Raw genomic sequence first — 26,063 nt, forward strand, 5'->3', positions numbered from 1 at the left:
GGGATAAATGGCTATCCTCTTGAATGATTCTTCATGATTAGACCTCCACATTATACAGAATCAAAAATTTTCTTTACCCATTCAAGATACTCACGCATATAGTATTGCTGCTTAAAGCCATGATTCTGACCTTCTGCTACAATCACAGTGACATCCGCATCTGCATTTCGTGCGGACTGAATATATTCCTGAGGTCCTTTTACCCCAACTGCTGAATCCTTTGTTCCATAAGCAATAAATTGAGGGATATGAGCCGTTCTGAAATGCTTGGATAAATCAGTCTTAAGCAAAAGCTCTTCTCGTTCTTCTGGATCTCTAACCACTTTATCATCAAAAGATGCAAAGAGCATTGGGATATTATAGCGGTACGTCAATGCAGGGTAAATCATAGCTGCAGATGCTACTTGGTCATCAACTGCATCGATAGCATCAAGCTGATAATTTTTTGGAAGCCGTTTTTCTCCCTGAATGAGATTAATAAAACTTCCTGTTTGAAAACCACCTGCACTAAAGCCTATCAATCCAATTTTATTAGGATGTATACCATAATCATTTGCATGATAACGTAGATAACGGACAGCACGCTGCACATCTAATTGGGGAATGGGCCATTCATAGGGATTGGAACGATAGTGTAGAACGAACGCGTTGATACCTGCCTTATTTAATGATTCAGCGATATCTTTTCCTTCAGTAGTGCCGCCATCCATTTCCTTAAAGCCATAGCCACCACCTGGAATCACAATGACCGCACTATCACTGTTTGACACCGTATATGGAATCAAATATGGCTCATCCTCATAGGTAGACTTTTCATAGCCTCCCTCTATTTCACGGACATATGTAAACGTATCAATGGCAGCCTCATTATTTTGATAGTCTTCTCCTACAATATTGCCGATAAATTTAAATGTAGCCAGCAGTCTATTAGGATTGCCTTTAATATTCATATCGTCTAGCTTGCTTCCAGAATGATTACCTGCAACTTCTTCTCCCCAAATTTCAACCTTACGTTCAATATCGGCAACTGGCTTACCTGGTTTATTGCCAAATGGATTAATCTCAAGAAAAGCATAACCAAACCCTATGATCAAAACCAATATAGCTAGCAATATTCCCACAAACTTGGCTGTTTTCTTCATTATTTTCATAATCACTAACCTCCGTAAGTAGTGAAAAAAGTTTGACGAGCATCTACGAATTACCCAAAGATGATTTTATTGACAACTCAAGCATCTTTTTAGCCTTAGCCTTCGTATTTTTTACTTCACTATATGTTCTGCAGGTGAATCTTTTTCAAGTCTAAAATCAAATTTGTCCATGTTTTTATATTGAGGATCTAGATAACTAGATGTCGCATCACTATTAGAAGCGATTTTAAACTTTTTAAACGAATCATATTCGGTATCCTTCCATATCCAAATACCATCCTCCCCTTTTTCTTGATGAAACACATTCCTCGCCAATTTATTATTTTTATTACTAGTAAAATAGTTAGCTATAAATATTCGAGATGATCCAGCTGTTAGTATATTTTTTTCGATTACATTATTTTGAGTATCATACTGTAATAAAAGCTGTCCTCCATTTAATTCCATCGTATCATTACGGTAAATAATATTGTGTGAGATAATCGAATTTTTCGTCCCTCCTCTTTCTTCATCATACCCACCAATCGATATTCCTGTGAAAAAATTATTATATACTGTATTATTTAGTACTTTTATATTATCTGCATACTTATTTGCATGTTCAGATGTTACTTCAATTCCGATATCATTCTTATAAAGAGTATTGTTCTCAATCGTTATATTCTTTCCACCATCGACATATATCCCCCCAGCAGAATAATTCTCGCCATATGCTGGATTACCATAGGAGGAAATTTCATAAACTTGATTATTTTTTACAACACCGTTTCGTACATAGTCCAATTTTTTATCATTTGAAATTCCTTCAAACCCAATCAGATCAATTCCGATATTATTGCTTCGACGAACTACATTATTTTCTATTGTAAATCCATCAATGTTTCCATTCAGGACCATCGATTCACTTGCACCTACTATTAAATCTTCCACTTTATTACCTACAATATTTATATCTCTCATTGAACCTGTTCCATAGACAGCGATACCATGGCCATTTCCATCCTCGGCAAAGGTTTTTATTCTTTTCACATGATTATTCGCTACGGTAATATGGCTACTGGAGCCTGTTACATAGATTCCCATCACTGTTTCATCTTGTTGTTCCGTCGTTAAATCCTGGATAGTGAATCCACTAATGGTAATGTAATTTTTATTCTTTATCGTTACAAGAGTTGCATCATCGTCAGTATTTTCCATCGACTCTCCACTAAGAATAACTTCTTCATTTTCATACGCCTTGAAAATAACGGGGTTTAATTTTGTACCACTATGTATAACAGAAAGCTTTTCCTTATAAATGCCTTTCCGTATCAATACGGTTGTCCCTGCTTCCGCTTCTAATGCCGCCTTTTTTAGTGTTCGGTATGGGCTTAATTTTGTACCATTATTGGAATCATTTCCATTGCTGTCTACAAATATTGTCCTATCCTGTTTTGTTTCTGTATCATTCGTCGTTAAAACGATCATCACAGCAGCTATAATCAAAAAAAATAAAATCCATTTTTTCATATATTCTCCCTTTTCACGATAATTTCTAAAATCGTTTTTGAAACGACGTTAAATGGTCGATTTTCTAATCACAATCTCTGCCAATACTAAATTAATCATAAAGGCTAACCACGCTCCTAACGAATACGAAAATCCATATGAAAGACCCGCTACATATTGAAATATCGTCACAAGTATGTAAATAGTTAGATTGGCAAACGTTAAGAAAAAGCTTCTTAGCATCCAGCTCCGATGACGATGAACTTGTCCTTTTCTTATAAAGCGATAACCGTTTATCGTCGTAAGCAACCAGAGTGTATTTAAAATGAGAAAACCAATCGTACTCCATATACCCCCATTTGCGTAGAGAGCTACATAATATCCTGGAAGTATATTAAATACAATCACCATTACGTAGATTCGACCATTCCAGCGGTGTAGATGAGGGTTTTTCATTCTCATCGCTCTCGAAAGACCTAATGGCCCAGTAATTAAAGCAATAATGGCTAAAGCGATATGTAGTTGGATCATGACAATCCATAATTTTTCATTCGGAAGTTCTATTTCCTTGTTCGAAAGAAATGTCGAAAATGTCGGATCGACCATAAAATTTTTAGATGTTGTATGTAGAATCCACATTACAGCTATCACCGATAAACTAATGACTAAGCCTTTTCTACTTCTCATGTCCTGCTTCCTCTCTGTTTGTAAAGTGCCCTTTAGATACACTAGTGTCCGATCAAAATGGTACATCTGTCTATCTCAAAGTATCTATAAACAGTCTATCATTAAGGACTCTTCTTCCGATACTAATCATTCACCTTTGTTACTAGACAATTTTAAGCAAAAAAACGACCTAATCGCTCTCCGCAACTAGGTCGTTTTTTTCTATGCTTCCACTGCTATATGCTGGAAGGTTGTTACATCAAATAACCCTGTATCTGTTAATTTTAAAGCAGGAATTACTGGTAATGCTACAAAAGAGAATGTCAGTAGAAAATGAAAATCTAAAGTTGGGTTGAGCTTCTGTAAAGCACCGTGTAAGCCAGCTAGCTGTTCCTTCGCCTGCTGTGCTGGTACATCTGTCATTAAGCCCCCAATTGTTAAAGGCATCTCTGCGAGAATTTCACCGTCTGCTACAATAACGAAGCCACCTTGGATTTCCTGAATGCGGGAAAGTGCCAGAACCATATCCTCATCATTTGTGCCTACAACAAGAGCATTATGTGAATCATGGGCTACTGTAGTAGCTACTGCGCCTTTTTGTAACCCAAATCCCTTCACTATGCCTAAGCCTGTCGTATGCAATTGATGATGGCGTTCGATAACCGCTAATTTCAGTAAATCTTCCTCTACCGATGGGACAAATACGCCGTCTTTCACAGGTACATCTATGACTAAATGATTGGTAATTAGCTGATTCGGCACAATTTCCATTACATTCGCCTTCGTTCCCTTGGTGAATGATAATTGTAGTCTATCCTTTGTGATGCTTGGTAAATGAACAGAGTGATGAATATGGGCAGGAACTATTGTCTCCTGACGATTTGTCAGCATGTTGCCATTTTCAGCAACTTTATGACCATTCTTCCAAACTGCTTTTGCCTGCATCGTCGATAAATCATCTATACACACAAAATCAGCTTTATAGCCTGGTGCCAGTACCCCTCGATCAAATAAACGATAGCATTCTGCTGTGTTCACGGTTGCTAGCTGGATTGCCTGCAATGGTGTCATCCCCTCCTCTATTGCCATCGCAACATCGTAATTGATGCTACCTTCATCAATCAGCTCATCCACATATTTATCATCCGTACAAAAACCAAAGCGACGTGCAGTGTGTGGCTGAACGGCCGGTAATAAATCACGTAAATTTTTCGCTGCTGATCCCTCTCGAATAAGGACATACATCCCCTGCTCTACACGGTCAATGGCTTCTTCGGCTGTCACACATTCATGATCCGTCTGAATACCTGCAGCCCGATAGCCTGTAATTTGCTCACTTTGTAAGCCCGCACAATGCCCATCAATAACTAGATTTGCTTCCTTTGATAATAAAATTTTTTGAAGCATTCCCTCTTCTCCATTTAACACGGCTGGGAAATCCATAACCTCCGCTAAGCCAAGAACTTGTTCATGGTGCAGAAATGGCTCCAAATCTTGGGCTGTTAATGTTGCGCCAGCGTTTTCAAACTGTGTCCCTGGTACACTTGAAGGAAGCATTACAAAAATATCCATATCAGCTTTTTGTGCATCTTCCAGCATAAATTGGATTCCTTCTGCTCCTGCTACGTTTGCGATCTCATGTGGATCTGTAATCACGGTTGTAATACCATGAGGAATTAAGACACGACTAAATTCCCCCGGTGTTAGCATCGAAGATTCAATATGTATATGGCCATCTATTAATCCAGGAATGACGTAGCTCCCCGCTGCATCCTCTACCACTTTTGCATGAAATCTGTTGTTAGTATCCAGTGCCACAATCATGCCATTCTTCACAACAATGTCCGCTTTCTTCCACGTTAATGTAAAGACATCGGCAACTTGTGCATTTTTAAGAATAAAATCTGCCTCTAATTTACCTTGAGATGATAAAATATTTTGCGTTAATTGTTGTAATTTTGTTGTCATAGCCTATACTCCTTTTTCTTTTAAGAACTATCATGCCTGAAAGTTGTCTATCATTGCAACTATTAATCGTCAAGTCAGTAAAAAACGACCATTGTTTAATGGTCGCTCGAAAATTCTAGCTCTTTTGGTGGTTGTCCTTTTTTATTCATCAAACGCATACGAATAGGTTCAATTTTTAAGGTCACCATTTCATCCTGATTGCCAATAAAAATATTCGTGAAAATTTCTGCAATTTTATTTTTGATTCCTTCTTCGTGTACTTCCGTGAGCTTGCCCTCTATCTCCACATAGGAATCACCAAAGCCTCCATTTTCATAGCCATATAAAATATGGGTATATGGATTTTGACGGAGCTCCTCCATTTTCTCAGAATGCTTATTTGTCACAGTATATAACACAAAATCCTCATGCTGGAACGTCATATAGCGCGAATAAGGTTTCCCGTTTTCTACAGTAGCCATTGTTCCAATTTTTTCACGGTTCAAAACTTCTAAAATTTCTTCGCGTACAGAAGTCATTTCATCTCATCCTTTCTTCTATACCTATATTTTGCCCTCTCCACCTAAAGCTAAACTGTTTTTTTTGAAAAATGTGAAATGACAAACTTCGGACAAATTGAAAATCTCTTGTTATAATAATTGGATGGACAACAGGAATTTACGGATGAATGAGGGTTAAAAAATGAAACAAGCTTTTTTTACGCGCTGTTTATTTTTCATAACAGGCATTATCGTGCTATCTTTTGGCATCACATTAACCATTAAAGGGCAGCTTTTTGGCGTAGGCTCTTGGGATGTTTTACATATTGGCTTAACCAAAACACTCGGGCTAACAATCGGTTCATGGTCCATCATTTTAGGACTGGCTATTTTAGCGTTTGATATGCTAATAACAAAAAAATTCCCATTGCCAGGAACTTTTATCGATATGTTTTTAGCTGGCATCTTCATTGATATTTTTAATTATTGGCTACCTGATATCGATGGCTTTTGGATGCAACTTGTTTCTTACCTAACAGGGTTAGTATTACTAGGCTGGGGCTGCGGTATGTATATGGTGGCTAATTTAGGAATTGGTCCTCGTGATACCTTAATGCTAATGATGGTTCATAAACTTGGCTGGAGCGTCACACGTTCCCGTACAACCATGGAAGTTACGGTCGCTGTACTCGGCTTCTTACTTGGCGGTCCTATCGGCATTGGTACGGTGATTATGGCCTTTGGACTTGGACCAATTGTACAATTTGCCTTAACTTATAACGAAAAATTATTTATGAGATGGACGGGCGTGAAAAGCGCCGTCATTTAAGCTTTATGACAATGCAAAGAATGCATTGTCTTTTTTTAGGGAAATAACAAGGAGCCATGTTGGGAAATGGCTCCTTGTTTCACGCTATGCTTCTGGCTCAGACGTATTTTGCCCTGTCGCTTCAATCACTTCAGGCGTGTCGTCCACAGTGTCGTCTTCTTGAACATTTTCAGCAGATGGCGGTGTAATCGTCACCAGTGTATAGTCATCTTCTTGTAAAATTTCAAATGAAAATTGTTGACGTATATCTCCTACGTATAGGGACGTCCCAATTGCTACATTCGTGACATCGATTTCGATTGTTTCGGGAATTTCTGTTGGCTTCACTTTAATACGAACCTCACGATTAGGCTGTAAGAGGAAGCCTCCATCTGCTACTCCGATGGCATCACCGATTACGGTTACTGGAATTTCTACTTCCAGCTCTTCTGACATATTGATCGATTTAAAATCAACATGTTTAATATTCCCCTTTAAAGCACAGCGCTGAACTTCTGATAAAACAGCATTAATACGCTTTCCATCAACATCTAATTGAAAAACACTTTTTGTACCATGCGCTGCAAGTAATTTAGCAAATACTCTTGCGTCTAATGTAATGGCTGTTGATTCCATTTGAAAGCCATAGACAACACCTGGGATGGCACCGTTTTGTCGAAGTTGTGTTAATGAGGATTGACGTCCTTTTTGGCGTTTATTGGCTGTTAAAACCGTATTCATCGAATATTTCCCCTTTCATGGAAACTAGTCTCATAAATGGTTTTGCCCTTTCCTCGGTTTTTTATACCTGCATGACCTGTACTGAGCAAAAAGAAAGCACCTCTCTGTCTAAAAAACAAAGAAGGTGCCTGATGATTACTTATAGTGCTACTTTTTGATTCAGTAAGTCATGTAAGTCCTGCAATTTTTTAATTTCATAATGCGGTTCAATGCCACTTGTGTTTTCAACATTGCGGATATTAAACCAACAAGTATCGATACCGGACTGTAAACCACCCTTTATATCGGATGTCAAAGAATCGCCAATAATTAACGCTTTTTCTTTATCAAAATTATCAATTCGTTCAAACACATAATCGAAAAAGTCGGGCATAGGTTTTTGATAGCCTGTTTGCTCCGAAATAAAAATGCCTTTAAAATATTGCGCTAAATTCGCATCCACAAGACGTTTATTTTGTGTAACGGTTACCCCATTCGATACGACATATAAATGATAATGATTGGCTAGCTGAGCGATTACCTCATAAGCACCCTCAACATAATGGTGGGCCTCACGTAAATATTTTTGGAAAAGTGATTCAAAATAGGTCCCATCAACTTCTATGCCAAATTCCTTTAAAGCAATCGAAAAACGGGTATTATGTAATGTATTTTTCGTTACTTCTCCACGCTCAAACGCTCGCCACATCGACTCATTAATTTCTTTGTAACGTGCAATCATCTCGGAAGTAACTACTATGTTTTCTTCTTTAAACATGCGGTCAAGTGCAGCATTTTCAGCCAAATCAAAATCTAGTAACGTATCATCCACGTCAAATAATAATATTTCATATTTCGTCATGTCCGTACCTACTTTCTATGATGCATTGTGCTATTTTCTCTATCCATGATAACGTTTTTTTAGAAAAATAACAGTAAAACCACCTTTTTCAGAATAGTAGGACTTGTAGGCGCTTTATCTTCATCCATTTCAGTGTTATTGGATTTGCGAGCATTTTCCTTTATTGGGTAAAAAAATGTTCATCTAATCCTAAAATAGCCCTTTCAGTAATTTCATATTTGAAATTATCGATGAATATGAGACAATAGAATGCTAGAAAGGAAGATGTACGAAAGATGACGACCTTACAAAAAATAACGCCTATCTTTGATCCATGGGAAGCGTATTTAGATGTTGAACAACATGGACAAATGACTCTATCCAATATTGAATTTACAACAACTAACCTTTGTAATATGCGTTGTGCACACTGTGCAGTCGGCTATACATTACAAAATAAAGACCCTGAGGCATTGCCAATAGATTTAATTTTACGTCGCTTAGACGAAATACCTCATTTAAAAACACTTAGTATTACAGGTGGAGAACCGATGATGAGTAAAAAGTCGGTACAAAATTACGTGTTGCCACTTTTGAAATATGCTCATGAACGAGGTGTACGCACACAAATTAACTCTAATTTAACATTGGAGCCGGCACGATACTTATTAATTGCCCCGTATTTAGATGTTTTGCATATTTCACATAACTGGGGTACTATCGATGAATTCGTTGAAACAGGCTTTGCCATGATGGAGCGCAAGCCTACCTATGACCAACGTGCAGCTCTGTTCCAACGTATGATTGATAACTCAAAAATGCTTGCGGAACACGGTGTCATGGTTTCAGCCGAAACCATGCTAAACAAAAAAACTTTACCATACTTAGATCATATTCATAACCAAATCATCCATGAAATGAAATGTGCACGTCATGAGGTGCATCCTATGTACCCATCAGATTTTGCTAGTGCCCTGACATCCCTTTCACTAGAGGAAACACGTGAAGCGATCCATCATCTACTAGATATTCGTGATGACAATACTTGGATGTTATTCGGAACACTTCCATTTTACCCTTGCAGTACGAATGAGGAAGATCGACGATTACTTCAACGTCTTCGTACAGCGAAAAATGTCACAATGCGTAATGACCCAGATGGCCGTTCACGTTTGAATATCAACATTTTTACGGGCGATGTCATCGTTACTGATTTCGGTGATACACCAGCTCTAGGTAACATTGTACATGACAAGCTTCCAGCTGTGTTTGATAAATGGATGGCAACTGATCTGGCTAAATCACTCAATTGTCATTGTCCAGCTGTTAAATGCCTTGGCCCTAACGTTTTAGTAAAAAATATGTATTATCAAGATCAAGCGTTTGTTAGTGGCTCTGGCCGCGTTTAAGCGACTTATAACTAAAGAAACTCCTTTTGAAGAATCTGTATCAAAATGGAGTTTTTTTTATTGTTTAAAAAAATTTCTCAACAATGTATAAAAAATATGTCGTGGTCTATACTATTAAAGATTTCACTTCAAATCCTATGACTAGGAGGGTTAACCCGATGAGTGCGATTGATCGATAACTCAAAAGGACCATCAAAGCTGAGTAAAGTACAGTTCTTAGGAATATCTTAAGATTCTATGCGGAAGCGAGGCAGTGTGTCATGGAGTATTTAATGTAAGTGGTAATCGAACCCGGAAATTTATTTCCGGGTTTTTCTATTTTATGTATGGTAAAAAGCAGTCAAGCCCAATAAAAATCACCTCGAAGCGTAACAACGAGGTGATTTTGTTCTATAATAATTCCTTCCCTAGGAATTTATAGGTATTTAAACGACTTGCTAATTCATATTGATTACAGTTCAGCATGACTTCATCAAAGCCATAGTGTTCTTGTTCTTTCACTAAAAATGCGGCAATATCCTTTGGTGTGCCGACAAGATTTGCTTTGCGATTATTGGCGATTGTCATTTTATCCATTTCTGTTAATGGATAATCCTTTGCTTCTTCGGGTGATATAGTTTGAATAATTTGCCCCTTCATCAGCTGAAGACGAGAAATATCGATTGGTTTTGCCAAGTATTCCGCTTCCTCTAAAGTAGGAGCCACCGTCGCCGCATAGGTCACAATGATTTGTGGTTTTTCCATATAATAAGAAGGCGTAAAATAGGCTTTATAGGCATCAAAAATATCCTTCGACATATTGCCTGTGAAAAATTGGGCATAGGAATAACCAACACCTAGCTGTCCTGCCTGCATCGCACTTTGACCACTTGAGCCTAGTAGCCACGCCTCAGGTAATGTAATATGAACCGGTGCCGCAACGACTTGATCATAGACATGTTCACCCGTTTTTTGATTATTCATCAGCTTTAAAATAATTTCAAGCTTATCATATTGCTCAGTGAAGCGTTGTCTTCTTCCTTCTGCAAGCGCATAAATAGAGGCATGATCACCACCTGGCGCTCTCCCCACTCCGAAATCAATTCGATGAGGTGCTAATCCTGACAATGTTTTAAAAACCTCTGCAATCTTATATGGTGAATAATGCATCATCATGACGCCACCCGTCCCAATGCGAAGTCGCTTCGTTTTCGCAGCTAAAAAAGCAGCGGTTACTTCGGGAGCTGAACTTGCCAGCGACTGACTATTATGGTGTTCAGCTAGCCACATACGATGATAACCGAGTTCTTCCCCTAATAAAGCTAGTTGTTCTGTACGTTGGAAGGCTTCCTCTGCCGAATGACCTTTTGGTATAGGCATTTGATCTAAAATACTTAACTTCATTCAAAACATCCTCTCTGTCTGTAAGCTCCCCCTTTTAACTGTAATATAGTTCTGCTTATTTACAAAGCAAAAAACCTTACTCATAAGCTAGTTGTTTCATTTCCCATGTTTGATAGACCATGCCGACGAGTTTCTGTTTTTGTTCAGCATTTAGAACTTTTTCATTAAATTTCATCGCACGAAGGGAAAATTGCGTTGTTTGTTCGTCAACGACGAATTGTAAAATAGCATGTCCTTTTTCATCTTGAAACGTAATATCACCTGATAATTCTACAACTTGCTCCCCTGTTTTCGCTTGATAATATCGCCAATATGGTTCAAAGAATGCATAGTTAAATGCATTACGAACCGTGACATCAGAAAAATTTTCCAAATAACCTTCTTTGACAATATCAATATACTCATGATCTGTTATATCTTTTTTAGCATTAAAGACATATCCAACAAGCATCCCCATAAACACGACACAGAGAAATACACGTATATGATTTGCTAAACTCATGTCATCACGTCCCCTTTACGTAAAAACACCACCATTTACATAATACATCAAATTTCTAACTCCAAGTAGAAAATATTTGATTATTGTAGAAATTTTACGAAAACTCATTATACAAGCTCCGCAAAATTATAGAAAGAGTATTTACAGCCCAACCTCAGTTCGCTACTATCAGATTATTATGATAGAAAAGAGATGACCTGTTGTGCCATTTGATTTAGATTTAAATATTTTAGTCATTCTTATCGTTTTTGGTTTTTTAGCCGCATTCATTGATTCAGTTGTTGGCGGCGGTGGACTTATTTCTTTACCAGCCCTTATGTTTGTAGGTCTCCCACCTTCTAGCGCTGTAGCAACCAATAAATTAGCAGGTACAATGGGATCACTTACAAGTACTTTGACATTTTATCGCTCTGGCAAGCTTGATATTAAAGCGGTCTATAAGCTATTTCCATTTGTCTTTTTCGGATCAATGCTTGGAGCTTGGGTTGTCCACTTAATGGATCCTAGTGTCCTGAAGCCGCTCATGCTGTTTATGCTGGCTGCCGTAGCTATCTATACGATCTTTAAAAAGGATTGGGGAAGCATCACTACCTTTAAAAAGTTAACACCAAAACGTTATTTATTTTTTGTAGTAGTAATTACTGGCATTGGTTTTTATGATGGTTTTTTAGGTCCTGGTACAGGTTCATTTTTATTATTTGCCTTTCTCATGGTCGGTTTTGATTTTTTACAATCTGCAGGTAATGCGAAATTTTTAAATTTCGGTAGTAATGTTGCAGCCCTTCTTATGTTTATATACTTAGGGCAAATTAATTATGCCTATGGTTTACCAATGGGGCTTGCGCAAATTGCTGGGGCCATTGTGGGCTCCAAATTTGCGATTAAACGTGGCAGCGGTTATGTACGTAAGTTATTTATCGTTGTGACCATTCTATTACTCTTGAAAAATACATATGACTATTTCTCATAATCATCTGTTATGCTGACGTATGCCAACAATATAGAAGGCTAAAACTTATCTCATATTGGGGTAAGTTTTTTTAATGGCTTTCAACTTTTTCCCTCATTTCGTACGTCTAGTACATGTATACAATTTGACAATGTTAAAAAAGGAGCTTCTTTGGACATGAAAACAAGAAATGCATTTCAACATGAAGAGGTGTTTGTCCAATTCATTCGTGAACAAAAAGAGCGTTTTTATTTGCTCGCGTATAGCTATACAAAAAATGAACAGGACGCACTAGATGTTGTACAGGACAGTGTTCAAAAAGCCATGCTGTCATTAGATCGACTTGAAAATGTTGATTATATGAAAAGCTGGTTTTATAAAATAGTCGTTCGTACAGCCATTGATTTTTTACGAAAGCATAAACGCTTACAAGTAACTGATGATGATACTTTGCAATATTTAACCCCCGCTCAAGAGGATGTCTATGAAAACGTCGATTTAGAGCATGCGTTAGATGAGCTACCGCAAATGTATCGAGAGGTTGTGATTCTCCATTATTTCGAGGATTTAAAGCTCGCAGACGTTGCGAACATCCTCGATATTAAGTTAAGTACAGCCAAATCGCGTCTTTATAAAGCATTAAAACTATTGAAAATACAATTGGAAGATGTGAAGGGAGAAACTGCACATGGATAAAAAATTAAAAAATTTAGAAAAACAATATACAGATGTTTCCATTCCTAAGGAATTAGATTTGGTGGTAGAACGAGCATTAAAGCAAGGTCGAAAAAAGAAAAAAAACCGTACTCCTCAATGGTTGCTTGGTTCGGCAGCTGCAGCTATGCTATTTACTGCTAGTTTAAATGTGAGTCCAGCAATGGCTCGAACACTTTCAGACATACCTGTTGTAGGAAGTGTTGTCAAAGTATTAACTTGGACAGAATATGAGGTGGCAGAAGATAATTTTGATGCCAATATTAAAGTACCTGCTATTGAAAATTTAGACAATCAAGATCTTGCCAATACATTAAATGAAAAATATCGTGCAGAAGGGAAAGCTCTTTACGATGAATTTATCACTGAAGTGGGTGATTTAAAAGCCAGTGGTAGTGGTGGTCATTTAGGCGTTGATAGTGGCTTTGAAATTAAAACTGATAATGACCAAATTTTATCGATTGGTCGTTATGTGGTAAATACTGTCGGCTCTTCTTCCACTGTGATGGAATACGATACGATTGACAAAGAAAACGAAATTTTAATTACTTTACCTATGCTTTTTAAAGATAAAAATTATATTGAAGCTATTAGTGAAAATATTAAGGAACAAATGCGTACGCAAATCGCTGAATCCAATCAGGATAAAGTTTATTGGGTGAAGGGTGCTGGCATGGCCGATGAAGATTTGATGGAGGAATTTACAGCCATTCAACCTGATCAGCAGTTCTACATTTCAGATAAAGGTAAGCTTGTGATTTCCTTTGATAAATATGAAGTGGCACCAGGCTTTATGGGCGTTGTGGAATTTGAAATCCCAACAGACGTCTTAAAGGATGATCTTGTGAGCGCAAAATACATCCATTAATTATATAGGACTTAACGAGGTATTTGACGATTACATCATCAAATACCTCGTTTTTTCATGGAGAAGAACCCATTTTCTGCTTATAAAGCTACTGTTTTTTGTCTAAGCTAATATGTATCAATCAATGTTAGAGGGTTTTCATCATGAAAAGTGTAGGATCCATCAGTATTTTACATGTAATCTTCCTATCAATGACCGTTATTGGCTTAAAAAATCATGTAACTATTATTCCTCCACTGCTAGATGCCGCCAAAAGAGATGGCTGGCTATCTGTACTATTTGCTGGGGGTGTTATTTTCTTTTGGTTATTTTTATTAGTTTACATCCAAAAAAAATCTAAACAGGAACCCATTCGAGACTGGCTCAGCGAAAAAATAGGAAAAGTCGCTTCTACTACCATCATCTATATTGTCGCCATTTTTCTATTGATTATCGCAGCATTTACAATGGTGGAAACATTACAATGGGTAAATAGCACATTTTTACCTCAAACACCTGTCCTTATATTATTGTTTGTTTATACTATTCTTTGCATTTTACTTGTGACAACTAGCTTACAAACAATTGTTATTGTCAATGTCTTTGTATTATTTGGAGTTGTAATCCTTGGTTTTTTTGTCGCCTTTACCAATATACAAGTAAAAGATTATAGTTTATTGCGCCCCTTTTTTGAGCATGGTTTTCAGCCTATCATACATGGTATGATTTTTCCTGCTTCAGGATTTATAGAGCTATTATTACTATTATTTTTGCAGCACCAATTTAAAGAACGTCTTCGTTGGTACCATTTCACTATTATACTGGCTATCTTAATTGGCCTTACATTAGGTCCATTAATTGGAGCCATTACTGAATTCGGACCAAGTGAAGCATCGAAACAACGTTATCCTGCTTATGAAGAATGGGGATTAGTGACCATCGGACGCTATATTGAGCATTTAGACTTCTTCTCTATTTACCAATGGTTAACAGGGACTTTCATTCGTGTAAGTTTCCTCTTATATATTGTGGCAGACTTATTAAAAATGACTGGCGATCCAAAGCGTATTTGGCAAATGCTCGCTCCACCCTTCTTCATCATTTGTTTACCGTTAATTATGTTAAATGAAAGCTTATTTTTAAAAGTAAAGGGACATTATATTTTAAGTGCTACGTTTATTTTCTTTTTTGCTTTATCAATTTTTTTCATTGTCGTTGCTTACTTATCGGATAATTCTTCTAAAAAGGGGAAAACTGAAAAACAAGACATGAAAAGTGGTGAATCATAATGTCTCAACAGGAGCATGAGTTAGAGATAGATTTAAATACAATAAAAAAACTATTTCAAAAATCTGCAGATATACAATTTCAGGAATATAGCTTTAATGAACAAAAGGTACAATTTATCACATGTGATGCCATGATTGATCAGCAAATGCTGAATGGTGTCATTATTCAGCGGACCCAGTATTTGTATGATCATTTGGATGACGTTTCTTTTGAGGAAAATATAGCGAGGCATCTCCATGTTCCAAGCCTTCAAAAAATCCAAGATAAGGAACAGCTTATTTCATCCGTTTATAGTGGCTTCCTGTTGATGTATTTTGAGCAAGATCATCTGTTATATGCAAGCAATATCGCTAAAAAGCCTAATCGTAAGCCGGAAGAAACACGTATGGAGGTTCTTATTAAAGGGCCAAGGGATAACTTTATTGAAGATATCCGCGTCAATATCGCTTTAATTCGCAAACGATTACCGACCAATTCATTTTGCGTCGAAAAGGTGGAGCTCGGAAAACGCTCAAAAACAACAGTGGCGATTCTGTACTTTGAAGATATTGTGGATATGGACATTCTACATGGTATTAAGAAACAGCTAGCTGCGGTCGATACAGATATCGTTTTTAGTGGCGATTTATTGATGGAACGCGTGAATAAAAATTCTAAATTATTTCCAAAGTTCGATTATACAGGGCGACCCGATTATGCCGTTCAAGCATTAGCAAGGGGCCGCTTTGTTATTTTCGTAGATGGTGTCGCTTATTGTATTATCACGCCTGTGAATCTCTTCTTATTATTGAAATCTGCGGAAGATAATGAATATCCGGTCATTTTTAGTTCTGTAGAACGAGTACTACGGATACTCGGTATTCTTATAGGATTACTACTGCCTGCCTTTTGGCTTGCCTTAACAACCTACCATCAAAATCAATTGCCATTACAGTTACTGGCAACCGTTGTACAGGCCAAAGCTGGATTACCCCTCCCTTCTTCACTTGAAATGCTACTAATGCTTTTGATGTTTGAATTGTTCCGTGAAGCAGGGTTACGGCTTCCTTCAGTAATTGGGGGAACCATCAGTGTTGTAGGTGGAATCATTATTGGAGATGCTGCAATTCGAGCAGGTGTAACAAGTCCTGAAATGATTGTTGTTATCGCCATCTCTACCATCGCTTCATTTACCTTGGTCAATCAATCCCTAGTGACATCCGTCAGCATATTACGTGTTGCCTTTATCCTAGCTAGTGCCTTTTTCGGATTATTTGGCTTCTTTGTTTCTTTATATTTGACACTTCTTTACTTATGCAATATCCGTATTTACGGCTACTCTTACATGAACCTTGCAACAGATTTAAACTGGTCTACCATCAAAAAATCTATTTTTCGTCTATCACCAAAAGGTTACACGGAGCGCAATAAAGCACTTGCTCCTCAGGATGCAACCCGTTCAGCTGATGCTCATAGCGTAGACAAAAAAGACCAAGAAAATAACTAGCATCCCCTCACATATTGAGGAGATGCTAGTTATTTTTGGCTACATCTTTTGTATGCTCTCTTCGATAGATGCTAACCTCGATTCCCAATATCGCTTCATTTCTTCTCTTATTTGCTGATTAGCAAGATGTTCCTGATGAAAACTAATGGTCGTTTTATTATTTTCTTTGGATAGGATTCGAATTTGTATGGTAGAAGGTCGTTGCCACTCCTCTTTTTTCCAAGTAAGACGGAGTTGCAAAAGTGGTTTGACGATCCGAATTTCTCCGGTTCCCACCGTTGTACGATACTGATGACCAGGTTTAAGGATTATATTTCCCCCTCCTCCTAACCATGCATTCAAACCTTCCTCCGCTGTAATAAGTGACCATGCTTGCTGTTGCGAGATTGGAAACGTTTTTCTAACCCCTACTTGATAACCAACTGTTTTGGTTAGTCCAATACTTTTGTGGCTGTCCATGTCTTAACCTCCATCTATTAATCTGTCATTGTCTATTCACTACTAATAATTCCTCCCCTCTTCTAAAATTCCTTGTCCTATTAGTCCTTATCCTTTGCGATAAATATATAAAAATAGGAAAAGACAGAAATGCTCTCACACATTTCTGCCTTTTAATAATCGGGCCGACATACTGTTACATCAGCTCTACATAATCATTTTGTATGCTTTGTTCGTTTTGTCCCTTACGGAATTGAATGTGATGGAGCTTCGCAAAGATACCATTGTGAGCCACTAACTCATCATAAGTACCATCTTCCTCAATACCTTTTGGCGTCACGACCATTACCCGATCTGCGTTTCTAATAGTTGCCAGGCGATGGGCAATAACTAACGTAGTACGGTTTTCAGCTAGCTCTGATAAAGATTGCTGAATAATCATCTCTGTTTCGGTATCTAATGCAGAGGTCGCTTCATCTAAAATTAAAATTGGTGGGTTTTTCAAGAACATACGCGCAATGGCTAATCGTTGTTTTTGTCCACCGGATAATTTCAAGCCTCGTTCCCCAATTTGCGTATCATAACCATCAGGTAGCTCAGCGATGAATGCCTCTAAATGGGCCTTTTTCGCTGCTTCACGAATTTCTTCTTCACTGGCGTTTAGCTTTCCATAGGCAATGTTTTCACGAATTGTCCCTGTAAATAAGAAGACATCCTGCTGTACGATACCAATTTGAGATCGTAAGGAAGCCTGGGTCATATTGCGAATATCGATACCGTCAATCGAAATAGCACCTTTTGAAACCTCATAGAAGCGAGGAATTAACGAACAAATGGTCGTTTTACCGGCACCTGAAGGGCCAACAAAAGCAATAGTTTGTCCAGCCTTTACATCGAATGAAATATCTTTTAAAACCTGTTTCGAAGTATCGTAATTAAAGTGAACATTATTGAAGGAAATATTACCATCTAAATGGTTAATGACCTTCGCATTCTCATGATCTTGAATTTCTGGTTCCTGCTCAATTAATTCACGGAATCTCTTAAAACCAGCCATCCCCTTCGGATAAAGCTCTAATAAAGCACTAATCTTATCAATTGGTTTAATGAGTACATTTGTATATAAAACAAAGCTCACTAGCTCCCCGTAAGATAATTTTCCATTAAAGCTTAGCCAAGCGCCGACTACTAACACCATTAATGTAAGGAGGCGTGTCATCATGTAAATACTCGAGTGGGTTCCTGCCATTATTTTATAGGCATATAATTTAGCCGTACGGAAAAATCCATTCTGCTCCTTAAAGCGTTTGATTTCAAAATCTTCATTTGTAAAGGATTTCACAACACGGACTCCGGACACACTATCCTCTACACGTCCGTTAACATCAGCAATTTTGCCATACATCGTTTTCCAAGCATTATTCATTTTTATATTACTAAATGTCACAAGCCATGTTAAAAATGGCACCATGATCGCTGCAATTAAAGCGAGTGTTGGGTTCACATTAAACATAATAGCAAAGGCCCCAACAAAGGTCATAATGGCAATGAATAAATCCTCAGGTCCATGATGGGCAAATTCCCCAATATCAAATAAATCATTGGTAATACGGCTCATGATATGACCTGTTTTCGTATTATCAAAGAATCGGAATGATTGCCTTTGTACATGCGTAAATAATTCCTGACGCATATCTGTCTCAATATTAATCCCCAATTTATGCCCTAAATAGTTCACGATAAAGTTTAAAAACGTACTTATTGCGTACACTAGCAGCAATAATACACTTATTTTTACAATCATTCCCCAATCGCCTGTTGGTAATAGCTCATCAATAAACCACTGAACGGCTAATGGAAAGGCGAGCTCTAAAATGGCTACAATGATTGCACTTGAAAAATCGATGACAAACAATCGTTTATGCGGCTTATAATAGGAAAAAAATTTTCTATACATGTTTGTCTCCTTTCTAAGTTGTAAAAATTTCGCCTATCTTTTAATAGTACCATTTGTGCAAACGTAACGGAAAAGTATTTTTTCTCCATAGCAGTATATTTTTATTTACTTTCAGTTTTTCGCATGCTATGATTGGTGTAAGAATTGAATAGCTTTTGACTTTATTGTCAAAGGGGAGTAGCTAGCGGATGCGATCGAAGCATCTGATTCACATTCGTCATTACATGGTTTCGTACCATCGGGTGTGATGGCATAAATTGTCTCACAGAATAATTTCTGTGCAACGAACAGTAAATTGCTTAGCAAGACCTTTGCCTATTTTTTAGGCAGGGGTCTTTTTCTTTTGCTTAAAATTGGGAAGAATATGTTAGAAGCAACCATTCATTTCTGTTCAATAATTAAAGGAGGAAACAAATTTGGAGGCAATTATTTTAGAATACGCATGGGTACTCGTCGTATTAATTGTATTAGAAGGATTGTTGGCAGCTGACAACGCAGTGGTAATGGCAGTTATGGTTAAGCATTTACCAAAAGCACAACAACAAAAAGCTTTGTTATATGGATTAGTGGGGGCATTTGTTTTCCGCTTCGCCGCATTATTCCTTATTACAACACTCGTTAATTTCTGGCAAATTCAAGCAATAGGTGCAGCTTATCTATTGTTTATGTCTATTAAGCATATTTATGATTCACGGAAAGCATCGCAAAGCTCCGATGAGATCCAAGAGCCGAAAAAGCAATCCGGCTTCTGGATGACGGTTGTAAAAGTAGAACTTGCTGATATCGCGTTCGCGGTAGATTCTATTCTAGCTGCGGTTGCTATTGCTGTAACATTACCACATATCGGTGATTTTGATATTGGTGGTATTAATGCAGGACAGTTCGCCGTTATGTTCTTAGGTGGTCTTATCGGGGTTATCATGATGCGATTCGCGGCTCGTTGGTTCGTGAAAGTTCTTGATAAATTCCCTTCACTAGAAACGGCTGCCTTCCTAATCGTTGGTTGGGTTGGTGTGAAATTAGCTGTGTTAACATTAGCACATGAAAAATTAGGCATTATTCCACATGAGTTCCCACATTCTACAATTTGGAAAGCTATTTTCTGGATTGTCCTAGTAGCAATTGCCCTAGGTGGTTACTTAATTGGGGTCAAAAACCAAAAAACTCAAGCACAATAATGATTAAAAAAATCGCCACGACCTATGTCGAGGCGATTTTCTATTTTATATGTAACATTTTATTTTATTAACAGCGCCATGCTAAATAAATTTTCATGTCATTGTAACCTCGCTAGGTCGCCCTATCCAATTCCCCCGACTAATACTTGACTTTACAAACGACACAATAGCCTTTCCTGCCGTTGTATCGAAAAATAAAGAAGTGTAAATTTTCTAATTGAGAACAAATATCAATTAAGTTTTGCACATATTTCCATGAAATTTAAAATTTTTGTATGAAGAACCTCTAACATTGTATACTAGTGAAGAAGGCATTTACTGCAAAAGGAGGAAAACTTTTATGTTATCTGAAAAACTACACACAGCACTTAACGAACAAATGAATTTTGAATTTTACTCGGCTCATGCTTACATGGCAATGGCGGCTTATTGCACAGACCAGGATTACGATGGTTTCGCTAACTTCTTTTTAGTACAAGCCGAAGAAGAACGCTTCCATGCGATGAAATTTTACAACTTCTTAAGTGATATGGGCTACCGTGCAACAATTCAAGGCTTTGAAAGCCCAGGCAATCATTTTGAATCGATTTTAGATGCCTTTAAAACAGCTCTTTCTCATGAAAAAGAAGTGACGCGCCGTATATATAATTTATCAGATATCGCTTTAGATGAACGTGAGCATGCGACAATGGCCTTTTTAAAATGGTTCATCGATGAGCAAGTAGAGGAAGAATCTACATTTGATACATTAATTCGTAAAATCGAACGTATCGAAAACGACTCCAACGCTATCTTTATGCTAGATGCAGAATTAGCTACGCGTACATTTACGCCTGATGCAGAAGCATAACATACTTACTAAATTAGCTAACCCATGACAAAGGCTACGAAGTTTCATCAAAGAAGCTTCGTAGCCTGATTTTTAGGCTTTAAATATACTAATCCTACTGGTACAAATTATTATAAAATTCATAGCCTGCATAATAAAGAAACCCTATTTCTTCTTTTGGTTTTAATAGCAGTAATTGTTCCGTTCCCTTTAGATAATATAACGGAGCATCATCATCGATAAACGGTTTTCCTAAATCTTTATACCATTTTTCATTTAGCTGTTTAGGATATAAGTTAAACGAAATATATTCAATCTTATCGCTTATACCTATATAAGAACAATAATGCGTCTCTATATCTTTTTCGGTACTATCTTTTAGATAATAAATATTACAGTCTATGTCACCATCTATAGATTCGAATTGTTTCCTCTTAGCAGGGTTTCCTAACTTATTAACTACGTCTTTTCTTGAATTGCCCAAGGTAACCCCACTTACTAAGAAAACATTCTTTTGTTTATCATGCTTAATTGTAAACCTATCTTGCTCAAATAATTCTACCAATGATTTATTATATTTTTCGGCAATATCTTTAGCAGAGTCCCCATTACTATTGACAATATTTTTATCCACCTTAAGTTTAAGTAGCCCCTCAACAGTTTTTTTATCCCCGTTTAGGATCGCTAAATACAATGGTGTTTGTCCTTGTTTATTAAGTCCATTTACAGCCGTTCCTTTAGTTATTAATTCTGCCAAATAAGTCAGATTGTCTTTTTTGTGATTAAGGAGAATGTGAATCGCATTATTTCCTAATTCATCAACCTGATTAAGATCTAATCCTTTATCTATAAATAGTTGAACTATCTCTTTATTTTGAGTAAGTATAGCTGTTGTGTATGTATTTTGACCACCTATATTCACTTTTTTTAAATCAATGTCCAAGTTTAGTAAATCCTTGATTAATGCTGTATTGTTTAATGGCTGTAATAAGGCTACTTGAACAATATTGTTACCGTCATTATCCACTTCTTGAAGATTTACTTTCCATTCATAAATAAGGTATTCAAGTATCTCTCTATTCCCTGTCTGCAAAGCAGAATATAGTACAGTATGCCCCATCTCATTCTTTACGTTCATATCAACTTCGAATTTATGAAGCTCTTTTAGTATCTCATATTGTTCATTTTTAACTGCAACATGTGCAAGACTATCCTCTTCTTTTCCTACTCTAATATTTCCCATACCTTTATTCATTAAGGAAATAGCTAACTTTTTATTCGGTAATTCGATGGCTTTACTAATTGAATTTTCGCCATCCCTATTTACAAAATTAGCGTTGGCCCCATTTTCAATCAAAAAATTTATATCATTCAAATTTTGGTTTTTTACTGCCTCAATCAAAGCGTTGTCCTTATCTTTTAACAAAAGATAATTATCCCATGAAAAAGTAAATTTTGTTATAAAACCATAGGTTGCAATACCAATAAGCAATAGAAAAAAGATTATCACAGAGCTATATTTTACTATTCTCTTTACTTTTTTCCTAAATGTTTCATGTTGACGTTCTTTTTCTAATAGCTCTTGCTTTTTTTCCTCTTCTATTTGTTCTTCATATAACTTAATATTTTCACTAATCGTTTTTTCATTCATATAAATGGAAAGAACATTATCTTTTTCTCTTTTGCAACGTTTACATATTTTCGTGTTCTCCAAGTTCAAACGTCCACATACACATGTCCATTTATCATTTATCAATTGTGAATAATATTTTGCATCATTTCCTTCATGCGTTTGTACAAACATTAATTGACCTGGATCGTTAATTTGTTTTAGTTCTACTTTCTCTAACTCTGATTCCGTTTTTGTCCATATTGTTTCATCACTAAAAAGTACTTTCTCAAAGACTATATCTATGCTTCTGGCATGAGAAAAACTATCTAATGCAATTTTTTCATTGTTATCAAATGCTTGGTTAGGTTCTATTGATTCACTTAGATGCAGTTTATATTCAATGTTAGTTGATTCCCAGCCAACTGGTTCACCAAATTGATCAAAACAATAAATAGTAGCATTTAAGCCTTTTATTCTTTTTTCTGAAATATTATTAAACTTCAATGAACAATAAACTTTACCCGTTTTCTTACTTCTATATAGCTGATACTCAAGTAATTCAACTGGACAATTTATATCAACTAACATTCGTTTCCTCCTATTAATTCAACAATTCGAACTCTTCTTCTTGAGGCTTATTTGTAACCTTGGAATTTATGTCTTGAAGCAATGCAATAATTTTTGCTATTGCAAGAAAGAATATTCCTGTTAGTACCATGGATATTGCTGATACTAAGGTTGTTGTAAGATGTGAGCTATATATATTTTTAACAACAAAATATCTTTCTTCAATTAGGTTGTTATCATAATGTTCTTTAGCTGCTTCTTCCCAGTATTCCATATCCTCTTTTTCTTCCTTTAAGATTGATATTTGAGATAAACTAAAAACTATAGCTGCAATAAATAATATATAACTTGATATCTGTAGTACTAGTTTCATTAGCACACCCTCCATATATTGAAAAATAATTAATATTATATACTAATTACCTATTATTTACTATAAATTTTAAAATAACTAAGAGAAAATATTCATAAATATAAATTTTTGAATATTATTTTATATATAAAAAAAACGCTCTAAATGATGATTTATTCTTGCTGTTTCTTAAGTAATTTAGTCATAAAACCTTTCATTTCAAAGTGGGTGGGGTATGTACGTTTTCTCCAATCTCCAATCTCTCTTCCTTTAATAAATCTCATACTTTTAGGACGCAAATTAATAAGTTTAATTTTGAATACCTGCATAAAAAAAGAAAAACGTCAACAATCAACGTTTCTCTTTTCTTCTTTATGATTTAGCTGGCTCTCGGACTTCTCCATCGAATGCAGCCCGATAAATAGCATAAATATCTTCTCGTTCTAATGGCATCGGACTTCGAGCTAAAATTCTTGTTTGCTTTGTTGCATCGTCAGTTAATTGTCCTAGGGCTTCTTCTGGTATATTAAATCCCTTTAACGTGGAAGGAATTTTTACATCTTGAACGAGCTGTTGTAATGCATCCACACATTTATAGGAAGCCTCTTCTTGCGATAAGTAGGCAGATGATAAACCCATGGCATCTAAAATATCTTTCATTCGTTTTTCACAGCTTTGACGAATATACCCCATGACATATGGTAATAGTACGGCATTGGAATCGCCATGGGCTATATGAAATTGACCTCCTAAAGGATAAGCTAAAGCATGAACACCGGCTACTCCTGCATTGAAAAATGCCAAACCAGCTAAATAACTACCATAGCTCATATCTGAACGTGCCTGCTTATTCTCCCCTTCCAGCACAGCCGTACGAATAGAGCCACTAATTAGGCGAATAGCTTGTAGTGCAAGTGCATCCGTTACTTCATTGGCATTGACTGAAACATATGCCTCAATGGCATGTGTTAAAGCATCAACCCCCGTTGCAGCTGTTACCTTTGGTGGTAATGAAATCGTTAGCTCTGGGTCTACAATCGCACTGTCCGCCAATAAGTAGTCGTGTGTCACAACGTCTTTTGTTGTGTCGAGGGACAGGACTGAGATATTTGTCACTTCTGAGCCTGTTCCAGATGTAGTTGGTATTAAAATTTTAGGTAATCCTTTTTGTTCAAGTGCTTTTGTGCCCGTTAAATTTAAATAATCCGCTACTTTCCCATCATGTACGGCTAAAACAGCAGCAAGCTTAGCTAAATCAAGAGCACTTCCTCCACCTAAACCGATGACCAAATCAAATTGATGTTTTCTAGTAAAATCAACTAGCTTTTCTCCAATAGCAAGTGGGGGCTCTGGGGCAATATCTGTATAAATGGTCGTTGCATATCCTTTTGAACGCAAGGGCTGCTGGACTTTATCTGCTAGCCCTAATTCCTTTAAAAATGGGTCTGTGACAATTAAAATATTTGTAGCTTTAAATCTTTCTACTTCAGGCAGAAGCTGATTTAAACATCCCCAACCTGTATAGCTTACAGGCGTAAAGGTTAATTTATGCATGGCTTCTCTACTCCTATCTATTCATAATATCCTTCTGTCGATTTTCTAAATGATTTAAATTGGACAGGGTCATGACCAAACCAAACCTGAGAATTCGTTTCATTGGCAAGTCGGCGAATGCGTTCAACTGTAGAATTATAGCCAACCGAATCATAAATAATGCCCGGTGGCTTAACAGGTGGGCCAAAGCTTTCCGCCGTATAGATGGCATCTGACGCTAAAATAATTCCACCTGTGTCTGGCATATTAATGTGCAGACCGAGCATACCCCACGCATGGCCACTACCAAAGTTTAATACTTGAATGCCTTCTGCAAGCTTCACATGATCTTCACCACGTTTAATAAGGCGCCATTGTAAATTATTTTTAATCCACATATCAATGTCGCCCCAAATGTAGGCACCGTCTTTAACATTTCTTGCATACGTTTGTAATGTGCCGTTAAACTCATCTTCTTGTACAATGATCGTCGCATTCGTAAATAATTCTAAGCAGCCTGCATGGTCGAGATGCAAGTGGGATGCTACAACATATTTGATATCCTCAGGACGAACATTTAATTCTTCTAATCGATGATGTAAATAGCATTCTTCTGGCATATTAATAGGGAACGCTTTTTGTGTAAATTCTCCCCAACGTCCATCGGGTCCCATAGCGTTTGGATTACACGCCGTATCAAATAAAATTTTGCCCTCTGGATGATCAATAAGTACTGTATAAACGGGGAATTCTACAAATTCATTTGGTTGATTTGGATGATCGATTGTTGCTGGATTGTGCATGGCAATCATATAATTCTTATCCATTCGCATCGTACCGTTGTCCATTACATACAATTTTGGGTGTTGTTTGATCATTTTCATGTTTCCCATCTC

24 protein-coding genes are annotated in these 26,063 nt (G+C 36.9%); 9 read left to right on the plus strand and 15 right to left on the minus strand.

Going from position 1 to position 26,063, the window contains the following annotated elements; genetic code table 11:
- Positions 1-50: 50 nt before the first annotated feature.
- The 5 genes from MKX57_RS14215 to MKX57_RS14235 all read right to left on the minus strand — a co-directional run bounded on the left by MKX57_RS14215 (position 51) and on the right by MKX57_RS14235 (position 5,791).
- Complete coding sequence (locus MKX57_RS14215) at positions 51-1,151, minus strand: alpha/beta hydrolase (RefSeq protein ID WP_089986346.1); 1,101 nt, start codon at positions 1,149-1,151, stop codon at positions 51-53.
- A gap of 111 nt (positions 1,152-1,262) precedes the next feature.
- Positions 1,263-2,660, minus strand: coding sequence for a right-handed parallel beta-helix repeat-containing protein (locus MKX57_RS14220; protein ID WP_090002616.1), 1,398 nt, complete (start codon positions 2,658-2,660; stop codon positions 1,263-1,265).
- A gap of 48 nt (positions 2,661-2,708) precedes the next feature.
- Positions 2,709-3,326: a DUF2306 domain-containing protein gene (locus MKX57_RS14225; protein ID WP_043990775.1), complete on the minus strand. Its 618-nt coding sequence runs from the start codon at positions 3,324-3,326 to the stop codon at positions 2,709-2,711.
- A gap of 201 nt (positions 3,327-3,527) precedes the next feature.
- Complete coding sequence (ade, locus tag MKX57_RS14230; RefSeq protein ID WP_089986344.1) at positions 3,528-5,273, minus strand: adenine deaminase; 1,746 nt, start codon at positions 5,271-5,273, stop codon at positions 3,528-3,530.
- Positions 5,274-5,368: 95 nt separating this feature from the next.
- Positions 5,369-5,791, minus strand: coding sequence for a pyridoxamine 5'-phosphate oxidase family protein (locus tag MKX57_RS14235; protein WP_089986343.1), 423 nt, complete (start codon positions 5,789-5,791; stop codon positions 5,369-5,371).
- Positions 5,792-5,954: 163 nt separating this feature from the next.
- On the opposite strand from MKX57_RS14235, the gene MKX57_RS14240 reads away from it, so the two are divergent.
- On the plus strand, positions 5,955-6,581 hold the full coding sequence (locus MKX57_RS14240; protein WP_008181003.1) for a membrane protein: 627 nt from the start codon (positions 5,955-5,957) through the stop codon (positions 6,579-6,581).
- Positions 6,582-6,665: 84 nt separating this feature from the next.
- Here the strand turns inward: MKX57_RS14240 and MKX57_RS14245 are convergent, their stop codons facing one another.
- Together MKX57_RS14245 and MKX57_RS14250 are read right to left on the minus strand one after the other, a co-directional pair.
- The gene (locus MKX57_RS14245) at positions 6,666-7,301 is read right to left on the minus strand and encodes a 50S ribosomal protein L25/general stress protein Ctc (protein ID WP_036148871.1); all 636 of its coding nucleotides are present in this window, start codon (positions 7,299-7,301) and stop codon (positions 6,666-6,668) included.
- 139 nt (positions 7,302-7,440) lie between these two features.
- Positions 7,441-8,142, minus strand: a complete 702-nt coding sequence (locus MKX57_RS14250; protein ID WP_008181008.1) for a YjjG family noncanonical pyrimidine nucleotidase — start codon at positions 8,140-8,142, stop codon at positions 7,441-7,443.
- Between the two features lie 275 nt (positions 8,143-8,417).
- On the opposite strand from MKX57_RS14250, the gene yfkAB reads away from it, so the two are divergent.
- Entirely contained in the window at positions 8,418-9,530 is a 1,113-nt protein-coding gene (yfkAB, locus tag MKX57_RS14255) for a radical SAM/CxCxxxxC motif protein YfkAB (RefSeq protein ID WP_089986342.1), read from the plus strand.
- A 390-nt stretch (positions 9,531-9,920) separates the two neighbouring features.
- On the opposite strand, the gene MKX57_RS14260 is transcribed toward yfkAB, so the two are convergent.
- Positions 9,921-10,913, minus strand: coding sequence for an LLM class flavin-dependent oxidoreductase (locus tag MKX57_RS14260; RefSeq protein WP_171365082.1), 993 nt, complete (start codon positions 10,911-10,913; stop codon positions 9,921-9,923).
- 76 nt (positions 10,914-10,989) lie between these two features.
- A complete protein-coding gene (locus MKX57_RS14265) occupies positions 10,990-11,415 on the minus strand; it encodes a hypothetical protein (protein WP_043990776.1) in 426 nt (141 codons plus the stop codon).
- A 202-nt stretch (positions 11,416-11,617) separates the two neighbouring features.
- Between MKX57_RS14265 and MKX57_RS14270 the strand changes: the two genes are divergently transcribed.
- From MKX57_RS14270 to MKX57_RS14290, 5 genes are all read left to right on the plus strand, one after another.
- Positions 11,618-12,385 (plus strand): TSUP family transporter, encoded by a 768-nt coding sequence (locus MKX57_RS14270; RefSeq protein ID WP_089986340.1) that lies wholly within the window; start codon positions 11,618-11,620, stop codon positions 12,383-12,385.
- A 156-nt stretch (positions 12,386-12,541) separates the two neighbouring features.
- Complete coding sequence (locus MKX57_RS14275; RefSeq protein ID WP_025116216.1) at positions 12,542-13,060, plus strand: sigma-70 family RNA polymerase sigma factor; 519 nt, start codon at positions 12,542-12,544, stop codon at positions 13,058-13,060.
- A complete protein-coding gene (locus MKX57_RS14280; RefSeq protein WP_107922501.1) occupies positions 13,053-13,946 on the plus strand; it encodes an RsiV family protein in 894 nt (297 codons plus the stop codon). Before MKX57_RS14275 ends, MKX57_RS14280 begins: the two co-directional genes overlap by 8 nt.
- A gap of 143 nt (positions 13,947-14,089) precedes the next feature.
- On the plus strand, positions 14,090-15,214 hold the full coding sequence (locus MKX57_RS14285) for an endospore germination permease (protein WP_008181803.1): 1,125 nt from the start codon (positions 14,090-14,092) through the stop codon (positions 15,212-15,214).
- Entirely contained in the window at positions 15,214-16,701 is a 1,488-nt protein-coding gene (locus MKX57_RS14290; protein ID WP_008181802.1) for a spore germination protein, read from the plus strand. Before MKX57_RS14285 ends, MKX57_RS14290 begins: the two co-directional genes overlap by 1 nt.
- 39 nt (positions 16,702-16,740) lie before the next feature.
- Here the strand turns inward: MKX57_RS14290 and MKX57_RS14295 are convergent, their stop codons facing one another.
- On the minus strand, positions 16,741-17,160 hold the full coding sequence (locus MKX57_RS14295; RefSeq protein ID WP_008181801.1) for an SRPBCC domain-containing protein: 420 nt from the start codon (positions 17,158-17,160) through the stop codon (positions 16,741-16,743).
- Positions 17,161-17,335: 175 nt separating this feature from the next.
- Entirely contained in the window at positions 17,336-19,096 is a 1,761-nt protein-coding gene (locus MKX57_RS14300; protein ID WP_342550371.1) for an ABC transporter ATP-binding protein, read from the minus strand.
- A 416-nt stretch (positions 19,097-19,512) separates the two neighbouring features.
- Between MKX57_RS14300 and MKX57_RS14305 the strand changes: the two genes are divergently transcribed.
- Together MKX57_RS14305 and MKX57_RS14310 are read left to right on the plus strand one after the other, a co-directional pair.
- Positions 19,513-20,274 carry a TerC family protein gene (locus MKX57_RS14305; protein WP_008180519.1) on the plus strand — a complete coding sequence of 254 codons (762 nt, stop codon included), beginning with the start codon at positions 19,513-19,515 and terminating at the stop codon, positions 20,272-20,274.
- A 340-nt stretch (positions 20,275-20,614) separates the two neighbouring features.
- Positions 20,615-21,124, plus strand: coding sequence for a ferritin (locus MKX57_RS14310; protein ID WP_069481808.1), 510 nt, complete (start codon positions 20,615-20,617; stop codon positions 21,122-21,124).
- A gap of 94 nt (positions 21,125-21,218) precedes the next feature.
- Here MKX57_RS14310 and MKX57_RS14315 read toward each other — a convergent pair whose 3' ends face one another.
- The 4 genes from MKX57_RS14315 to MKX57_RS14330 all read right to left on the minus strand — a co-directional run bounded on the left by MKX57_RS14315 (position 21,219) and on the right by MKX57_RS14330 (position 26,060).
- Positions 21,219-23,303, minus strand: coding sequence for an ankyrin repeat domain-containing protein (locus tag MKX57_RS14315; RefSeq protein WP_342550372.1), 2,085 nt, complete (start codon positions 23,301-23,303; stop codon positions 21,219-21,221).
- A gap of 13 nt (positions 23,304-23,316) precedes the next feature.
- Positions 23,317-23,655, minus strand: a complete 339-nt coding sequence (locus MKX57_RS14320; protein WP_107922504.1) for a hypothetical protein — start codon at positions 23,653-23,655, stop codon at positions 23,317-23,319.
- A gap of 351 nt (positions 23,656-24,006) precedes the next feature.
- A complete protein-coding gene (locus MKX57_RS14325; RefSeq protein ID WP_107922505.1) occupies positions 24,007-25,188 on the minus strand; it encodes an iron-containing alcohol dehydrogenase in 1,182 nt (393 codons plus the stop codon).
- 17 nt (positions 25,189-25,205) lie between these two features.
- Positions 25,206-26,060 carry an N-acyl homoserine lactonase family protein gene (locus tag MKX57_RS14330; protein ID WP_043990738.1) on the minus strand — a complete coding sequence of 285 codons (855 nt, stop codon included), beginning with the start codon at positions 26,058-26,060 and terminating at the stop codon, positions 25,206-25,208.
- Between the last annotated feature and the right edge of the window lie 3 nt (positions 26,061-26,063).

This window comes from Lysinibacillus sp. FSL M8-0216 (assembly GCF_038595555.1).
Lineage (GTDB): Bacteria > Bacillota > Bacilli > Bacillales_A > Planococcaceae > Lysinibacillus > Lysinibacillus fusiformis.